The 13,972-nt window shown below is 73.7% G+C and carries 15 protein-coding genes and 1 tRNA gene; 7 read left to right on the forward strand and 9 right to left on the reverse strand.

Going from position 1 to position 13,972, the window contains the following annotated elements; genetic code table 11:
- The 3 genes from STBA_RS10860 to STBA_RS10870 form a co-directional block, all read right to left on the reverse strand.
- The coding region (locus STBA_RS10860; protein WP_077059054.1) for an erythromycin esterase family protein at window positions 1-1,343 on the reverse strand (1,343 nt) is incomplete at its 3' end.
- Between the two features lie 157 nt (window positions 1,344-1,500).
- The gene (locus STBA_RS10865) at window positions 1,501-2,364 is read right to left on the reverse strand and encodes a fused MFS/spermidine synthase (protein ID WP_077059055.1); all 864 of its coding nucleotides are present in this window, start codon (window positions 2,362-2,364) and stop codon (window positions 1,501-1,503) included.
- A 28-nt stretch (window positions 2,365-2,392) separates the two neighbouring features.
- Window positions 2,393-2,752 carry a hypothetical protein gene (locus tag STBA_RS10870; protein ID WP_077059056.1) on the reverse strand — a complete coding sequence of 120 codons (360 nt, stop codon included), beginning with the start codon at window positions 2,750-2,752 and terminating at the stop codon, window positions 2,393-2,395.
- 170 nt (window positions 2,753-2,922) lie between these two features.
- Between STBA_RS10870 and STBA_RS10875 the strand changes: the two genes are divergently transcribed.
- Complete coding sequence (locus tag STBA_RS10875; protein ID WP_077059057.1) at window positions 2,923-4,320, forward strand: hypothetical protein; 1,398 nt, start codon at window positions 2,923-2,925, stop codon at window positions 4,318-4,320.
- Here STBA_RS10875 and STBA_RS10880 read toward each other — a convergent pair.
- Window positions 4,317-4,931, reverse strand: a complete 615-nt coding sequence (locus tag STBA_RS10880) for a histidine phosphatase family protein (protein WP_077059058.1) — start codon at window positions 4,929-4,931, stop codon at window positions 4,317-4,319. The two genes, STBA_RS10875 and STBA_RS10880, sit on opposite strands and share 4 nt — an antisense overlap.
- Window positions 4,932-5,085: 154 nt before the next feature.
- On the opposite strand from STBA_RS10880, the gene STBA_RS10885 reads away from it, so the two are divergent.
- The 3 genes from STBA_RS10885 (at window position 5,086) to STBA_RS10895 (ending at window position 6,514) form a co-directional block, all read left to right on the forward strand.
- Window positions 5,086-5,997 carry a phosphatase PAP2 family protein gene (locus STBA_RS10885; protein WP_079251846.1) on the forward strand — a complete coding sequence of 304 codons (912 nt, stop codon included), beginning with the start codon at window positions 5,086-5,088 and terminating at the stop codon, window positions 5,995-5,997.
- Window positions 5,998-6,030: 33 nt separating this feature from the next.
- Window positions 6,031-6,390 (forward strand): hypothetical protein, encoded by a 360-nt coding sequence (locus STBA_RS10890; RefSeq protein ID WP_077059059.1) that lies wholly within the window; start codon window positions 6,031-6,033, stop codon window positions 6,388-6,390.
- 50 nt (window positions 6,391-6,440) lie between these two features.
- A tRNA-Lys gene (locus tag STBA_RS10895) sits at window positions 6,441-6,514 on the forward strand.
- An 82-nt stretch (window positions 6,515-6,596) separates the two neighbouring features.
- On the opposite strand, the gene STBA_RS10900 is transcribed toward STBA_RS10895, so the two are convergent.
- On the reverse strand, window positions 6,597-6,989 hold the full coding sequence (locus tag STBA_RS10900) for a helix-turn-helix domain-containing protein (protein WP_077059060.1): 393 nt from the start codon (window positions 6,987-6,989) through the stop codon (window positions 6,597-6,599).
- A gap of 101 nt (window positions 6,990-7,090) precedes the next feature.
- On the opposite strand from STBA_RS10900, the gene STBA_RS10905 reads away from it, so the two are divergent.
- Entirely contained in the window at window positions 7,091-7,987 is an 897-nt protein-coding gene (locus tag STBA_RS10905) for a zinc-binding dehydrogenase (protein ID WP_077059061.1), read from the forward strand.
- Between the two features lie 33 nt (window positions 7,988-8,020).
- Here the strand turns inward: STBA_RS10905 and STBA_RS10910 are convergent, their stop codons facing one another.
- Together STBA_RS10910 and STBA_RS10915 are read right to left on the reverse strand one after the other, a co-directional pair.
- Window positions 8,021-8,404 (reverse strand): hypothetical protein, encoded by a 384-nt coding sequence (locus STBA_RS10910; RefSeq protein ID WP_077059062.1) that lies wholly within the window; start codon window positions 8,402-8,404, stop codon window positions 8,021-8,023.
- A 145-nt stretch (window positions 8,405-8,549) separates the two neighbouring features.
- Window positions 8,550-9,764, reverse strand: a complete 1,215-nt coding sequence (locus tag STBA_RS10915) for a M6 family metalloprotease domain-containing protein (RefSeq protein WP_077059063.1) — start codon at window positions 9,762-9,764, stop codon at window positions 8,550-8,552.
- 409 nt (window positions 9,765-10,173) lie between these two features.
- Between STBA_RS10915 and STBA_RS10920 the strand changes: the two genes are divergently transcribed.
- Entirely contained in the window at window positions 10,174-11,847 is a 1,674-nt protein-coding gene (locus STBA_RS10920) for an EAL domain-containing protein (RefSeq protein ID WP_077063245.1), read from the forward strand.
- Between the two features lie 80 nt (window positions 11,848-11,927).
- Window positions 11,928-12,281, forward strand: coding sequence for a hypothetical protein (locus tag STBA_RS10925; RefSeq protein ID WP_143659469.1), 354 nt, complete (start codon window positions 11,928-11,930; stop codon window positions 12,279-12,281).
- Between the two features lie 116 nt (window positions 12,282-12,397).
- Here the strand turns inward: STBA_RS10925 and STBA_RS10930 are convergent, their stop codons facing one another.
- Together STBA_RS10930 and STBA_RS10935 are read right to left on the reverse strand one after the other, a co-directional pair.
- The gene (locus tag STBA_RS10930; protein ID WP_077059065.1) at window positions 12,398-13,129 is read right to left on the reverse strand and encodes an aspartate/glutamate racemase family protein; all 732 of its coding nucleotides are present in this window, start codon (window positions 13,127-13,129) and stop codon (window positions 12,398-12,400) included.
- A gap of 7 nt (window positions 13,130-13,136) precedes the next feature.
- Window positions 13,137-13,967, reverse strand: coding sequence for an aspartate/glutamate racemase family protein (locus STBA_RS10935; protein ID WP_077059066.1), 831 nt, complete (start codon window positions 13,965-13,967; stop codon window positions 13,137-13,139).
- Window positions 13,968-13,972 lie beyond the last annotated feature (5 nt).

The raw sequence follows: 13,972 nt of genomic DNA on the forward strand, positions 1-13,972 counted from the left end.
GGCAGCCGCCGGGCGGGGCCGAACGCGTGGAGATGGATCAGCGCGTCGTGCCCCGCGGCGAGGATGAACGGCCGGTACGGGTCGCCGGGCGGCCCGATGTCGCGCGTGGGCCGCTCCTCGCTCAGCCAGGCGCGGGCCGCGGCCGGGGCCGTCCGCACGTCCAGCAGGAAGTCCCGGTGGCCCGCCAGCCGCCCCGCCCGTTCGAGGATCTCCTCGGAGCTGCCCGCGCGCGGCGGGCCCTCGGGCGTGGTCTGCCACTCCCCGCTGCCGTCCGGCTCGGTCCAGCTGCCGCGGCCGAAGGTCGTGCCCACCGCGAGGTAGGACGCGCCGAGCAGGTCCCGCAGGTAGGCCCCCTGCGTGACGGGGTAGTGCACGGGGTCGTACGTCTCGTACGCCGTGTGCCCGTTGTGCGCCGACAGCAGTACCTTGTCTCCCGTCTGCCGGTGCCACCAGGCGGTGTTGACCGCCATCAGCTCGTCCCGGTAGCGCATGGCCGCCGGCTGTTCCGCCGGATCGTTCAGGCGGAACGCGAGCAGTGTCGCGGTCTGCGCCAGCACCCGCGCGTGCTGCGCCGCCCAGGCGTGCGCGGCGCCGCCGGGCGCCGGGTCGAGGGCCGCGACCCGGTCGGCGGCCTGCCGGGCGAGCCCCGCGATCCGCTGGCGTTCCGCGTCGGGCAGAGCCTGGAAGTCGGCCGCGGCGGCGTGTTCGCGCAACTCCAGGTAGCAGGCGTCCAGTTCGGGCCGCAGGCCCGGCGCGTACCGGTCGGCCCAGCCGGTGACGCCGTCGAAGATCGTGTCGGCGATGCGCGGGAACGCCAGGTCGTTGCCCATGAACCGCAGCGAGGCGCCGCGGTGGCGGGCGTTGTGCGCGCGCATCCACGCGATCAGGTTCAGGTACTCCTCGACGTGCCACGGCCAGGCACCGTTGCCGAACTCCTCGTCCAGGATCGTGCGCAGGTCGCCGGAGCCGTTCCTGACGTAGGAGTCGATCCGGAGCCCGGCGCCCCAGCTCACCTCCAGGGCGAAGGTGCGGAAGCCTTTCTCGGCCACCAGATAGCGGAAGACGCGGTGCTTGAGCGTGTACAGCTCGTGGGCCCCGTGCACGACCTCGCCGAGGCCGACGACCGGCACCTCGCCGATCGCCGCCCCGAGCGGCGCCAGGTCGTCGTGGGGGCCGTGCGGCTCGGTGGTGCGCAGCGGCCTGGCGGCGCGGGCCAGCGCGGCGACGGCGTCGCCGCGCCGCTCACCGGGGCGGGCCGCGGCGGCGGGCCCGGCCGCCGCGGCGAGCCCCGCGGCGGTGACGGGCAGCGCGCCGAGCAGCGCACGGCGGGAAACGGGTGGCATGTGGTGATCCCTCCCCTGGAACGAGACAGCGGCCCGGTGCCGGTGTCTGTCCGCTCAAGGCTCCGCCGGAACGCGGGGGCGGCGATATCCCGCCATCCCCCGTTCCGTTCCTGGGGCGGCCCCCACCCCGGCCGCCGGCCCTCGGCCCTCGGCCGCCTCAGCCGAACGTGCCGTCGGGCGGCGGCGGGGACGGTACGGCGGTGGCGTCCGTCACGACGGGCGCGCCCGCGGTGAAATCGGCCAGTTCGCGGCCGGCGAGCAGCCGGGCGGGCGCCGGGTCGCGGGCGCAGCGGCCGGCCAGTTCAACGGTGGGCAGCGGGCCGTCGGCGGCGCAGACGATGCCGTTGCCGAAGCGGCGGCCGCGGAGCACGGGCGGCTCGGCGGCCAGGCAGACCTCGGCGAAGCGGCCGACGGCGGTGGCCACCTGGGCGCGCAGGTGGGCCAGCGGCGGGCCGTCGGTGACGTTGGCCGCGTACCAGCCGCCGGGGCGCAGGACGCGGCGCACCTCGTCGAGGAACTCGGCGCTGGTGCAGTGCGCGGGGGTGCGCGCGTCGGCGAACACGTCCGTGATGACGAGGTCGGCCCAGCCGTCCGGCAGCCGCCCGAGCAGGTCCCTGGCGTCGGCCGGGCGGACGCGGATGCGGGCGCCGTCGGGCAGCGGGAGCTCGCGGCGGACGAAGGCGGTGAGGCCGCTGTCGGGCTCGGCCACCTGCTGGACGGAACGGGGGCGGGTGACGGCGATGTAGCGGGCCACGGTCAGGGCGCCGCCGCCGAGGTGCAGGACGGCGAGCGGGCGGCCGGGCGGCGCGGCGAGGTCGGCGACGTGGCCGAGTCTGCGCTGGTATTCGAAGCGGAGGCGCGTGGGGTCGGCGAGATCCACGTGGGACTGCGGGGCGCCGTCGATCAGCAGCTCCCAGCTGCCGGTCCGGTCGGGATCGGGCATCAGCCGGGCCAGGCCGCCGCCCACCGCTTCGGTCAGGGCCTTGCCGGCGTCACCGCGCCGCAGTCGTCTTTTCGCCACATCATCCAGTGTGACCTTCCGCGGCAGGTCACGTGGACCGGTCCACCACTCGGAGCATCGACACCGCCTCGTTCAGCGCGGCGCGCAGCCGCTCCGGCTCGGTGGCCTTGATGACGGCGCCCTCCGGTGGGACGAGCCAGCCGCTGCCGGTGACCGGCGGCTGTGCGCCGCAGCGGCTCCCGCCGTAGGTCTGGGTGCAGGCGCTGCCGGGCAGGTCCCAGCGCTCGGCGGTGCCGGGCGGCACGATGAACCCCAGGGTGTCGCACTCCCTGTCGTGCAGCACGGGGCCCACGCCGTGCCGCAGGCGCAGGATGTCGACGGCTTCCAGTCCTTCCCTGGCCGGCACGGTGACCAGATCGCAGGGCTCCGTTTCGCCGGTGTCCGCCATGGGGGCCTCCTCCACGCTGTCGGATGTGTTGTTCAACGCGCGACCATCGTCAACGGCTACGGCCCGGTTCCGCCGCAATGGGTGGCAGTTCATGGCAGATCACAGGGGCAATGCACCTTTTGCCCGCAAACGCATGGTAGTTGGAACGCCACAGCCGGTACCGTCCGCCCATGGCGACGTCACCCCCCGCCCCCCGCTCCGGCGGCCCCAATTCCGTCTTCCGCACGCTGCGGGGCACCCAGTCGCAAGGGGAGTTCGCCGCGGCGGTGCGGCGGGCCGCGCGGGAGATCGGCGAACGGGTCTCCTGCGACGCGCGGTACATCGGCCGCGTCGAGGCAGGCGAGATTCGTTGCCCTAACTACGCGTACGAGCGGGTATTCCTTCATATGTTCCCGGGGCGTTCCCTCACGGAGTTGGGATTCGAGCCCCGGCAGGTCGTCCGCCGGCGCGCTCCGCGGTCCGGCGCCGACACGTCTCCGCCGACCGCGCACCCCCCGACCCCTCCCCCCCTTCCGAACCGCTCGGCGGCGGAGAGCACAGACATCGACAACACGGAGGAGGGCGACGTGCTGCGTCGCGTGTTCATGACCGGCGGACCCGCCGCCGTTGCGTCCCTGACTGCCCTGGGCGCGTCCCCGGCCGCCGCCGAGTCCCGCGGGGCGCCCGGCGCCGGGCGCCCGGGCGCGGCGGACGCCGCGGCCGTGCGGCAGACGGTCCGCGACATCCGCCTGCTCGACGACCGGCACGGCGCGGAACGCCTGTACCGGCCGGCCGGGGAGGCGCTGCGGTCCGCCCACGAGCTGCTCGACAGGGGCGCAGGGCGCCAGTCGGTCGACGAGGAACTGCACGCGGGCGCGGGCGAGCTGGCGATCTCCGTCGGCTGGCTCGCCCACGACTCCGGGCGGCTGTCCGACGCCAGGTCCTACTACGCCGAGGCGCTGGCGACCGCGCGCGTGCACGGGAACGATGCGCTGGAGGCGCACGCCTTCTGCAACACCGCCTCCCTCGCCGGGGCCACCGGGCGCCCCCGGGAGGCCGTGCGCGCCGCCCAGGCCGGCCAGCACGCGGCGCGGCAGCTCGGGTCCGACCGGCTGCTGTCCCTGCTGTCGCTGCGCGAGGCCGGCGGCTGGGCGCGGCTGGCCGACCGCGGCGGCACGGAGGCGTCGCTCGCGCGGGCGCTCGCGCGGCACGAGCGCGGCCCGGCCCCCGCGGACCCGGAGTGGATGACGTTCTACGGCGAGGCGGAGTTCGCCTGCCTGGAGGCCAAGTGCTGGGCGGCGCTCGGAGACTGGGCGCGCGCCGGCGACTGCGGCAGGCGCGCGGTGAGCGCCGCGCTCCAGGACCCGCACTTCGCCCGGAACCTCGCGCTCTACTCGGCGCAGTTGGCCGGTTACCTGGCGGAAGGCGGCGAGCCGGAGGAGGCAGCGGCCTTCGGCCACAGATCGCTCGACCTGCTGACCGACGTGCGTTCCACGCGGATCAACCGGTCACTGGCGCGGACCGCGGACCGGCTGGCGCCCGCACGCGGGGACAGTACGGTCGCCACGTTCCTCGACCGCGTCGCCTAACCGACGGGGTCCAGGTGAGCGGTATCGTTCCAGCGCTCGACCGCGGGGCTGCCGTAGGCCAGGCCGAGGACGCAGACCGCCGCGGCGTCCAGCCGCAGGCGGGCCGCGAAGGAGACGTCCTGGCCGAGCCAACGGGCGGCCACCGCACGCAGGATGTGCCCGTGCGCGAAGAGGACGACGTCGCGACCGCCGCCGAGCGCGGCACGGGCCCCCGCCACCACCTCGTCGGCGCGAGCCGACAGTTGGACCAGGCTTTCGCCGCCGACCACGCCGTCGCGCCAGATGACCCAGTCGCCGCCGTGACGCCCCGCGATCTGCTCGGTGGTCAGGCCCTCCGCCTGTCCGTAGTCCCACTCCTGCAGCACGTCCCAGCCGGTGGCGCGCTCGCCGAAGCCGGCCAACTCGCACGTCTCCCGCGCCCGGGACAGCGGGCTGGTGCGGACCTCGGCGTCCGGCAACCCCTCCCACGGCGCCTGCCGCAGCCGCTCACCGAGGGCCGCGGCCTGCGCTCTGCCTTCGTCGAGAAGCGGCACATCCGTGCGCCCGGTGTGACGCCCGGTGACCGACCAGGCAGTCCGTCCGTGCCGGATCAGCAGGATGCGCGCAGCCATGAAGGTCCCTTCTTCCGTCCCATGCGTCACTCATCATCCCTGACGCAACCGAATGGGGCTCCCCGGGCGTCTGTTCTCCTGCACTTCGCCGTACGGTGGAACGACCACTTGCCGGCTCCCAGCCGATGACGACGCGAATATGGAGTCTTGTCCGATGTCCAGAGACCGGCCACGCTGGTGGACCGAGCTGCTGCTGATCGTGGTCGTCTACGGGGCCTATTCGGGCGCCCGGCTCCTGGCGCGCGGCGACGTGGGCACGGCGGTGGACAACGGGCTGGCCATCCTGCGGCTCGAAAGCTCGCTGTGGCTGCACGCGGAGGACCCGCTCAACGAGCTGTTCACGCAGGAGAAGTGGCTCGGGGTGCCCTCGTCGTTCGCGTACGCCTCGCTGCACTACGTGGTGACGCCCGTGGTGCTGGTGTGGCTGTTCCGGCGGCGTCCGCTGCACTACCGGTTGATGCGCACCTGGCTGCTGACCTCGACCGTGCTCGGCCTGATCGGCTTCACGCTGATGCCGACGAGCCCGCCCCGGCTGCTGCCGGTCGACTACGGCTTCGTCGACAGCCTCGCGCAGTACGCCGACTACGGCTGGTGGACCGACGACGCGTCCGCGCCCAGCGGCATGGGCGACTTCACCAACCAGTACGCGGCGATGCCGAGCCTGCACGTCGGCTGGTCGATCTGGTGCGGGGTCGCGCTGTGGCACTACGGGTCGCGCACGCCGCTGATCCGCGCCCTGGCCGTGGGGTATCCGCTCATAACCATCATCGTCGTGATGGGCACGGGCAACCACTACTTCCTCGACGCGCTCGCCGGCGCCGCCGTCATGGTGGCCGGCCTGCTCGCGGCCCGTCCACTGCTGCGCCTCGCGGGGCGCATGAAGGAGCGGATGGGCGTGGGCGGTCCCGTACCGGGTACCGAGCACGACAGCATCACGCCGGACGAGGCGGCGCCGCGGCGCTTCCGCCCGCGGCAGCGCCGGGCCGTGGAGGACGACCCGGCGGGGCAGGCGGCCCGGCACAATGGAGCGGCGGCGCAGCACGAGCAGCTGGCACCGCCGTCGTGACGCGAACCGCCGACCAGGGAGGCTGATCACCCGATGGCTGATGCCGGCCAGGCACCCGAGCCGCCCCGCGGCGGGCCGCCGCGCCACCGCAGGCCGGCGGCGCTGTTCTTCGAGCCGCCCGCCGGTCAGCAGGAGCAGGAGCACTTCTTCGCGCTTGAGACCATCACCGACCCGCGGGAGCTGCTCGACCGCGCCACTGAGCTGGCGGTGGCGTTCCAGGCGGCGGCGGACCGTTCCATGGAATTCCAGGCGCTCGCGGCGGCGCAGCTGGCCGATCCGAAGCGCTTCGACGCACTGCCCGCCGCGGCGGTCGCCGAGCGGGCGGGATGGACCGAGGACTACGCGGTCAAGATGATCGAGTACGGCCGTGAGCTGCTGCGGGGCCCCTCCTAACCGATTTTTGCTCCCTCCCCGAAGGGTGCTAATGTCTACGACGTCAGCAGGCGCCGCTAGCTCAGTTGGTTAGAGCAGCTGACTCTTAATCAGCGGGTCCGGGGTTCGAGTCCCTGGCGGCGCACCGACAGGGGAAGCCCCCATCAGCCGGTTCCGGCGGGTGGGGGCTTCTTCATGATCCGCTGCCGATCCGCTCGCGGCGTGCGTCAGGTGTCTTTCCGGTCGTACTCTTCGCGCGCCCTGTCCACCTCGGCCATGTGGGCCTCGGCCCACTCCTTGAGGTGGCGGATCGTCTCCAGCAGGGACAGGCCCAGCGGCGTGAGCTCGTAGTCGACGCGGACGGGTACCGACGGGGTCACCGTGCGGGTCAGCAGCCCGTCCCGTTCGAGACTCCGCACGGTCTGGGTCAGCATCTTCTGGCTCACCCCGGCGATCCGCCCGGCAAGCTCGGAATAGCGCATCCGGCCTGCCACGCCCAGTGCCACGATCACCAGGCTCGCCCACTTGTTGCCGATCGTGTCGAGCAGCTGACGGCTGGGGCAGGAGGCGTCGAACGCGTCGAACCGGGCCGTCGGTGCGTCGTCAGTGGTCACGTCCATGGCTTACCTCCGGGTGCCTACACCACTTCAAAGTGCCTACTTCCCAAAGGAGAGTAAGTCACGGATGGTTGTGCAGACCATCCACCGAAAGGAAACTGACCATGACCCTCGCGCTCGTGTCCAGGCCCGACGCCGCCGCGCCCGCCCTCGAAGAGGTGACGCTGCCCCCGCTGGGGCCCGGCGACCTGCGGGTCCGCGTCACGGCGGCATCGGTCGACCCGGTCGACACCCTCTACGCCGGCGGACCGGCCCGGGCGATCTTCGGGCTCACCGGCACGGTCGGCCTCGGCTGGTCCCTCACCGGCGTCGTCACCGGGACCGGTGCCGAGGTCACCGGCTTCTCGGTCGGCGACCCGGTCGCGGCCGTGCTCCCCGACGTCACGGCCCCGGTCCGCGCGCACGCCGAGGAGACCGTCGTGCCAGCGTCGGCCGCCGTGCCGCTGCCGGACGGACTCGATCCGGTCGACGCGGCCTCCCTTCCGCTCAACGCCCTGACGGCAGCGAAGATGGTCGACCGGCTCGGCCCTGCGGACGGGCGGACTCTGCTGGTCACCGGCGCCGCCGGCGCCGTCGGCGGGTACGCCGTCGCGCTGGCTGCCCACGCCGGCTGGACCGTCACCGGACTGGCGCGCGCGTCCGACCGCGACTTCGTGCTGCGGGCCGGGGCCGTCGGGCTGCTCACGGAACTGCCGGGGCCGTCGTTCGACGCCGTCGTCGACGGCGCCGTCCTGCACGCGGCGGCCCTCGTCGCGATCCGCGACGGCGGCACGTTCGTCGGCGTGACCTCGGCGTCGCCCGCGACGTCCGAGCGGGGCATCGAGGTCGGCATCGTGAATGTGGCGCCCGACGGCACGAGGCTCGCCGAACTGCTCGACCTCGCCGTCTCCGGCGTCCTTCAGCTCCGGGTCGCAGGCCGGGTACCGCTGGCCGAGTCCGCAACGGCGTACGCCAGGGTCGCCGGCGGCGGACAGCGGGGGCGGTGGCTGCTGGTGCCGTGAGGGCTGCCGGGTGGGCAGGGGCTTCCCGGGCGCTCAGCGGGGCGCGTCCGCGTTCCGGCAGATGTCGGCGAAGTCGAGCGCCGCCCGTTCCCAGGCACCGTCCTCGGCGGCCGTGGCGTCCAGCAGCCCGGCCGCGGCCTCGCGGAACGGCGCGCTGGCGGAACGGCTGGCCGCCTCGTTGACCGCCCCCGCCAGCGCCGTGCGCTCCGGCGCGGTGGCCGGTCCCGCGCCGGTCATGCCGGCGGCGAAATCGGCGCACGCCCCGCGCTCCGGGTCCGCCGCGTCGTCGCCCAGGACAATCACCATGATCACGGCCACGGCGGCGACCAGGGCCACGACCCCGGCCAGGGCCCAGGCGGGCGGGCCAGGACGCGGGCGGCCCTCGCCCGCCTCGTGGGGCGGCTCGGCGGTCCTCATACCGATCATCGTCCCGGCCGGTGGCGGACGGAGGCCAGCGGCTTGATCGTTCCGTGACCGGCGGAACCGCCCACCGCGGGCCGGTGTGGCCGGCGCGGTCATCGTGGGCGCGAGGGCGCACGCGGGGCGCGGTCGCGTGCCCGGGTCACTCGCGGACGATCTTCACGTTCCAGCCGCCGGTGACGGTCCGTTCGCCGACCTCGACCCGTACGCCCGCGGTGGCGTCGTAGTAGCTCTCGCCGGTTTCGAGCGGCGCGTCGGCCAGCCGCGGGTGGACGGACGCGGCGTGGCAGGCGCTGGTGTCGGGGTGGCCGTCGAGCACCTGAACCGGCCCTTCGGCCGAGGCGACGTCGCTGCGCACCCGGTAGAGCAGTACGCCCCGCGTGCACGTGGTGGTGTCGTTGCCCACGGGGGCGCGCGCCTCGGCCACGAGCGCCTCCTGCGGTCCGGTGCGGACCACGGCGAGCCGGGTGTCCGATTCGGGGTTGCCCTTCTCCAGGGGCGCACCGAGGGGCTGGAGGGTGTGCAGCGTGGTGCCGGCCCCGCGCACGCAGTCGACGTGCCCCGGGCCGAGCCACCCGAGTTTCCACTTGTGCCAGCCGAAGAGTTCGGGGGCCAGGCCGAACTGGCTGCCCATGAGATCCCAGTCGCCGACGTGGGTGTCCCAGTCGCCGAAACCGTTCTCCGGCCGGTTGTAGAGGTCGGGCAGGTCGAAGACGTGCCCGGTCTCGTGGGCGAGGACATTGCGGTCCGGGCGGCGCTGCTCGAACACCGTGACGAGACGGCGGACCTCCGCGTCGCCGACGGTGACCGGCTTGTCGAAGTTGACGACCTTGGTGGCGTCCGGGTCCACGCCGGGCGCGTCCGGATCGGCGACCAGGTAGACGATGTCGTAGGCGGCGAGGTCGACGCGCCCGGAGACCACCTCGATCGCGTCCTCGATGTACGCGGAGCGCCCGGCGGGCGCCCAGTCGCGCTGTATGCCGTAGTCCGCCGAGGCGTCGGGCATCGGCAGCCAGTCGTCCACCACTTCGGTCTCCAGGTCCAGCTTCCCGTAGGAGGCGGTGCGGAAGTAGTCGCTGGTGGCCGGGAAGTAGTCCTCGGCGATGCGGTCGGGGCGCAGCCGCGGGGTGGCGTCGGGGAACGCGAGGAAGAGCATGACGGCCTTCAGCGTGCCCAGGGGGCGGGGGTAGGCGTCGTTCCAGGTGTCGACGCCCTCGGAGTGGTGGATGGCCGAACGCGGCAGGCTGCACGGCTCGTCGGCCATGGCCGCGGTGCCGGGACCCGCGGTCAGCGTCGTCCCCAGGAGGGCGGTCAGCGCGGCGAGCACGGCCGCGGGACGTCGGTGAGCACGGCGCACGACGACCTCCGATCGGGCCTTATGGGAACACCGCCACCACTCTGTTCAGATTTCCCATGTTTTGCCCTGTTTCGATAGCCCGCCCGGGTCACGGAGATACGATTACCCTGCGTGCACTTCAGTCGGGAACGATCCGGAGGGCACACCCGTCGAGCAGAAACGATCAGCTAGTCGAAAGCTTGTCGGAAGCACAGGTTTCGGGTTGCGAAACAGCCGCTGCGGGCACTGGCTCCATCCGCGCCCCAGCCTCTATGATCGCCACATTTCCAGCGCGGATACGCCAAGCGGGCAGCCGGGGAGCGCCCGACAGCACCATCGGGAGCGATCGGTGAACGGACCCCACACAGCACCGGGCCACGACCCCGGAAGGCCCCACGAAGCGAGCCCATCAGCCCTTACGGAAAGTGACATCCTGCGGGACTACCGGGCCGCTTTCCAGATCGCCCAGTTCCCCATGGCGCTGGTCGGCGCCGCCGGCCAGATCCTCGCCGCCAACGCCGCGTTGGGACTGCTGCTCGGCGTCGAGCCGGAGCGCCTGGCGGGCGTCCGCGCCGACGCCGTCGCCGGCCTCGGCCTCGACGGGCGCACCCGCGGCTCCTACCACGCGGTGCTGCGCGGCCACAGCGACCGCCTGCGCTGCACCCGGCGCCTGAAGCACGCCGACGGGCACAGCCTGTGGGCCGAGGTCACCGTCCTGCCCACGCCCACCGAGGACTCCGCCGCGCTGCTGACCGTGCTCGACATCAGCGAACGCCGCGATCTACAGGAGCGGCTGCGGCACATTCAGATGCACGACCCCGTCACCCTCCTGCCGAACCGTGCCCTTTTCTTCGAACGGCTGGCCACCGCCGTGTCCGACTCCGCGACCGGCCGGATCGGGCTGTGCTTCCTGGACCTCGACGGCTTCAAGGCCGTCAACGACACGCTCGGGTACCGCGTCGGGGACGAGCTGCTCGGCGCCGCCGCCCAGCGCCTCGCCGAATGCGCCACCGGCGCCGGCGGCCACCTGGTGGCGCGGCTCGGCGGCGACGAGTTCGCCGTCCTGGTCGAGGGGTCGAGCGGCACGAAGCAGCTGACGGACCTGGCCGAGACCATGCTCACCGCGCTCCAGCGCCCGTTCGACCTGGCCGGGCAGCGGCTCGCCGTCTCGGCCAGCATCGGCGTCGTCGAGCGGGAGTCGGCGACCACGACGGCCACGGGGCTGATGCAGGCCGCGAGCACCACGCTGTACTGGGCCAAGGCCGACGGCAAGGCCCGCTGGACGCTGTTCGACCCCGAGCGCAACGCGCACCGCATGACCCGCCAGTCGCTGTCCTCCACCCTGCGGCGGGGGGTGGACCGCGGCGAGTTCACCCTGGAGTACCAGCCGATCGTCGGGCTGGCCGACGACATCGTGCGCGGCGCGGAGGCGCTGGTGCGCTGGCGCCACCCGCAGTTCGGCACGCTCGGCCCCGACCGGTTCATCGGCCTCGCCGAGGAGAACGGGGCGATCGTGCCGCTCGGCCGCTGGGTGCTCGGCGAGGCGTGCCGCCAGGCCCGCCGCTGGCAGGTCGAGCACCAGGGCCCGCCGCTGTTCGTCAGCGTCAATGTGGCGGTCCGCCAGGTCTGGGACTCCGACCTGGTCAGCGATGTCGCGGAGGCGCTGCGCGTATCGGGCCTGCCGTCCGGGCTGCTCCAGCTGGAGCTGACCGAGTCCGCCGTCATGGGCTCCGCGGGCCGCCCCCTACAGGCTTTGCAGGCGCTGTCCGACATGGGCGTGCGCATCGCGATCGACGACTTCGGCACCGGCTACTCCAACCTGGCCTACCTCAGCCGCCTCCCGGTGCGCGCCCTGAAGCTGGACGGCATGTTCGTCCGCGGCTTCCGCACCGCCCGCCACCTCAACCCGGCCGACGAGACCATCGTCAGCTCCCTGGTCCAGCTCGCCCACAAGCTCGGCCTGACCGTCACCGCCGAGTGCGTCGAAGGGCCCGCCCAGGCCGAGCGGCTGCGCCGCATCGGCTGTGACACCGGCCAGGGCTGGCACTACGCGCGGCCCATGCCACCCGACCACCTCGCCACGCTGCTCGCGGGCCGCGACTGAGGCGGAGCACACCGCGGTCGGCGTGCCGCGGACCTGTACGGGGGGAGGCGGCGGAGGAATACTCCCGAGCCATGGCGATCATGGCTGAATTCATCCCCCTCGACCGCTTCCTGCGGCTCCTCGCCGACGAGTCCGTTCCCGTGGTGCACCGCGCCCTGTGGGCGCTGCTGTGGGAAAGCGACGTGCGGGTGCTCGATCTGCTCGCGCTCGACGTATCGGCGGAGCCCCGCATAAGACCCCCGGCCGACGGCGACCTCGGCGGGCTGGCCGCCGCGCTGCTGGGCCGGCTGGCCGGGGACCGCACCTCGGGGCCGCTGTTCGCGGTGGGCCCGAGGGCCCTTTCCTGGGACGAGGCGGTGCGCACGGCGCAGGCCGGCGGCGTGGCCATCCATGCCATCCGCACCAGCGGCAGGCAGCACCGCGGCCGGCGCTGACCCCGTCGGCCGGGGGCGCGGGGCCGGGTCCGCGCGCCGCGGGCCCCGGCCGGAGAGCCGGGGCCCGCGGGGTGTGCGCGGTGGTGCGCGGGTACGCAGGGGCGCGCAGGAACGAGCTACGCGGCGCGCGTGAAGAGGCTGCCGAGCGCCGGGCAGGCCGCGGTGCGGCCCAGCAGGCGCAGCCCCTCCCAGGCGGTCACCTGGTTGGCCGTCAGCACCGGCTTGCCCGCCGCGGCCTCCAGGTCGGGCAGCCAGGCCGCCGTGTGGAGCGCCGTGTCCGGCAGCAGCACCGCGTCCGCCGCCGGGTCGTCGCCCTCGCGCAGCAGCCGCAGCACCTCCTCCCGGCCCCACGTGCCCACCTCGGCGGCCGTGATGATGCCGCTGCCCCGCACGCCGACGACCTCGATGCCCGCGGCCTTCAGGAAGTCCGCGAACAGCGCCGCCACATCGTCCGGATAGGTCGCCGCGACGGCCACCCGTTCCACGCCGATGGCCTGCGCCGCTCGGGCGAAGGCGAACGACGTGCTGGACGCCGGCCGCCCGGCGTGCGCCGCCAGGCGGCGCACCTGCTCCGCAGCGCCGTCGGGTCCGAAGACGAAACTGGCGCTGGTGCAGGCCCACACCACGGCCTCGGCGCCGTGCGCGGCGATCTCGTCCAGCTTTGCCGTCAGCCGGTCGACCGAGCCCATCTCGAGCAGCGCGTCCACCCGGTGGGCGTCCGTGCCGATATCGGTGTGTACGAGCGGGAGCCGGACGTCCGCCCCCGCGTCGTTCAGCAGCGCCTCCATGCGGGGGAAGTCGTCCTCCGCGGAGAAGCCCGGGTAAAGGAAACCAACCGTCGCGGCCATACGGATCTCACACTTCCTCGTCGGGGAACACCGGCGGCGGCTCGGCGGCGAGCGCCACCTCTGGGCTGCCCGCGTCCGGTGCCATGGACGCGGGGCCGCGTCTGGCCACCGGGTCGAGCAGGGCCTGGTACGGGCCGACGGCCGCCTTGCCTATGGACCGTAGCGCGGACCACATGGTGACCTGGTTCGCCGAGACGACGGGCATCCGCAGTTCCGCCTCCAGCTGCGGGATGACGTCGTAGGTGGGCAGGTTGGTACAGCTGATGAACAGGGCGTCCGGTGCGTCCGCCACGGCGTCCCGCGCCATGTCGACCACGTCCCGGTACGGCACCCGCCAGATCTCCCTGGTCAGCCCCAGATAACTGCGTCCGCTGACCTCGACGCCCGCCTCGCGGAGATACTCCTCCAGCGAGTCGGTCACCGACCTGGTGTACGGCGTGACCACGGCGATCCGCCGCGCGCCCAGTTCGTCGAGCGCGGCGAGCAGTGCGCCCGACGTGGTCAGCGCCGGCAGCTCACCGGACTGCCGCATGGCGGCGCTCATGGCCCGTTCGCCGGCGACACCGCCGACGAAACTCCCCGAGGTGCAGGCGTAGGCCACCACCTCGGGACTGACCGCCGACAGGGCGCGGACCGCTTCGCGCAGTGTCTCGTGCTCGCTGACCAGCCGCGCCAGGTGGAGGCTGACCTCCACCGGGACGAACGGCGTCCGTGTCAGGTGCAACGAGACGTCATCGGGCACCCACCGCCAGAGCTCACGGTCGAGCGCGAAATCGAATGGTGCGACGACTCCGATGCCCCGCTGCGGGAGCGGGCCACCCAGAAAGGAGACATCCATGTCGA

Source organism: Streptomyces sp. MP131-18, assembly GCF_001984575.1.
In the GTDB taxonomy this organism is placed as follows: domain Bacteria; phylum Actinomycetota; class Actinomycetes; order Streptomycetales; family Streptomycetaceae; genus Streptomyces; species Streptomyces johnsoniae.

What these genes read in the sequence shown, in the direction of transcription:
- STBA_RS10870 (WP_077059056.1), bottom strand. Translation starts at nt 2,752, where the DNA reads ATGGCGGACACCGGCGAAACGGAGCCCTGCGATCTGGTCACCGTGCCG.
- STBA_RS10875 (WP_077059057.1), top strand. Translation starts at nt 2,923, where the DNA reads ATGGCGACGTCACCCCCCGCCCCCCGCTCCGGCGGCCCCAATTCCGTC.
- STBA_RS10880 (WP_077059058.1), bottom strand. Translation starts at nt 4,931, where the DNA reads ATGGCTGCGCGCATCCTGCTGATCCGGCACGGACGGACTGCCTGGTCG.
- STBA_RS10885 (WP_079251846.1), top strand. Translation starts at nt 5,086, where the DNA reads ATGTCCAGAGACCGGCCACGCTGGTGGACCGAGCTGCTGCTGATCGTG.
- STBA_RS10890 (WP_077059059.1), top strand. Translation starts at nt 6,031, where the DNA reads ATGGCTGATGCCGGCCAGGCACCCGAGCCGCCCCGCGGCGGGCCGCCG.
- STBA_RS10900 (WP_077059060.1), bottom strand. Translation starts at nt 6,989, where the DNA reads ATGGACGTGACCACTGACGACGCACCGACGGCCCGGTTCGACGCGTTC.
- STBA_RS10905 (WP_077059061.1), top strand. Translation starts at nt 7,091, where the DNA reads ATGACCCTCGCGCTCGTGTCCAGGCCCGACGCCGCCGCGCCCGCCCTC.
- STBA_RS10910 (WP_077059062.1), bottom strand. Translation starts at nt 8,404, where the DNA reads ATGAGGACCGCCGAGCCGCCCCACGAGGCGGGCGAGGGCCGCCCGCGT.
- STBA_RS10925 (WP_143659469.1), top strand. Translation starts at nt 11,928, where the DNA reads ATGGCTGAATTCATCCCCCTCGACCGCTTCCTGCGGCTCCTCGCCGAC.
- STBA_RS10930 (WP_077059065.1), bottom strand. Translation starts at nt 13,129, where the DNA reads ATGGCCGCGACGGTTGGTTTCCTTTACCCGGGCTTCTCCGCGGAGGAC.
- STBA_RS10935 (WP_077059066.1), bottom strand. Translation starts at nt 13,967, where the DNA reads ATGGATGTCTCCTTTCTGGGTGGCCCGCTCCCGCAGCGGGGCATCGGA.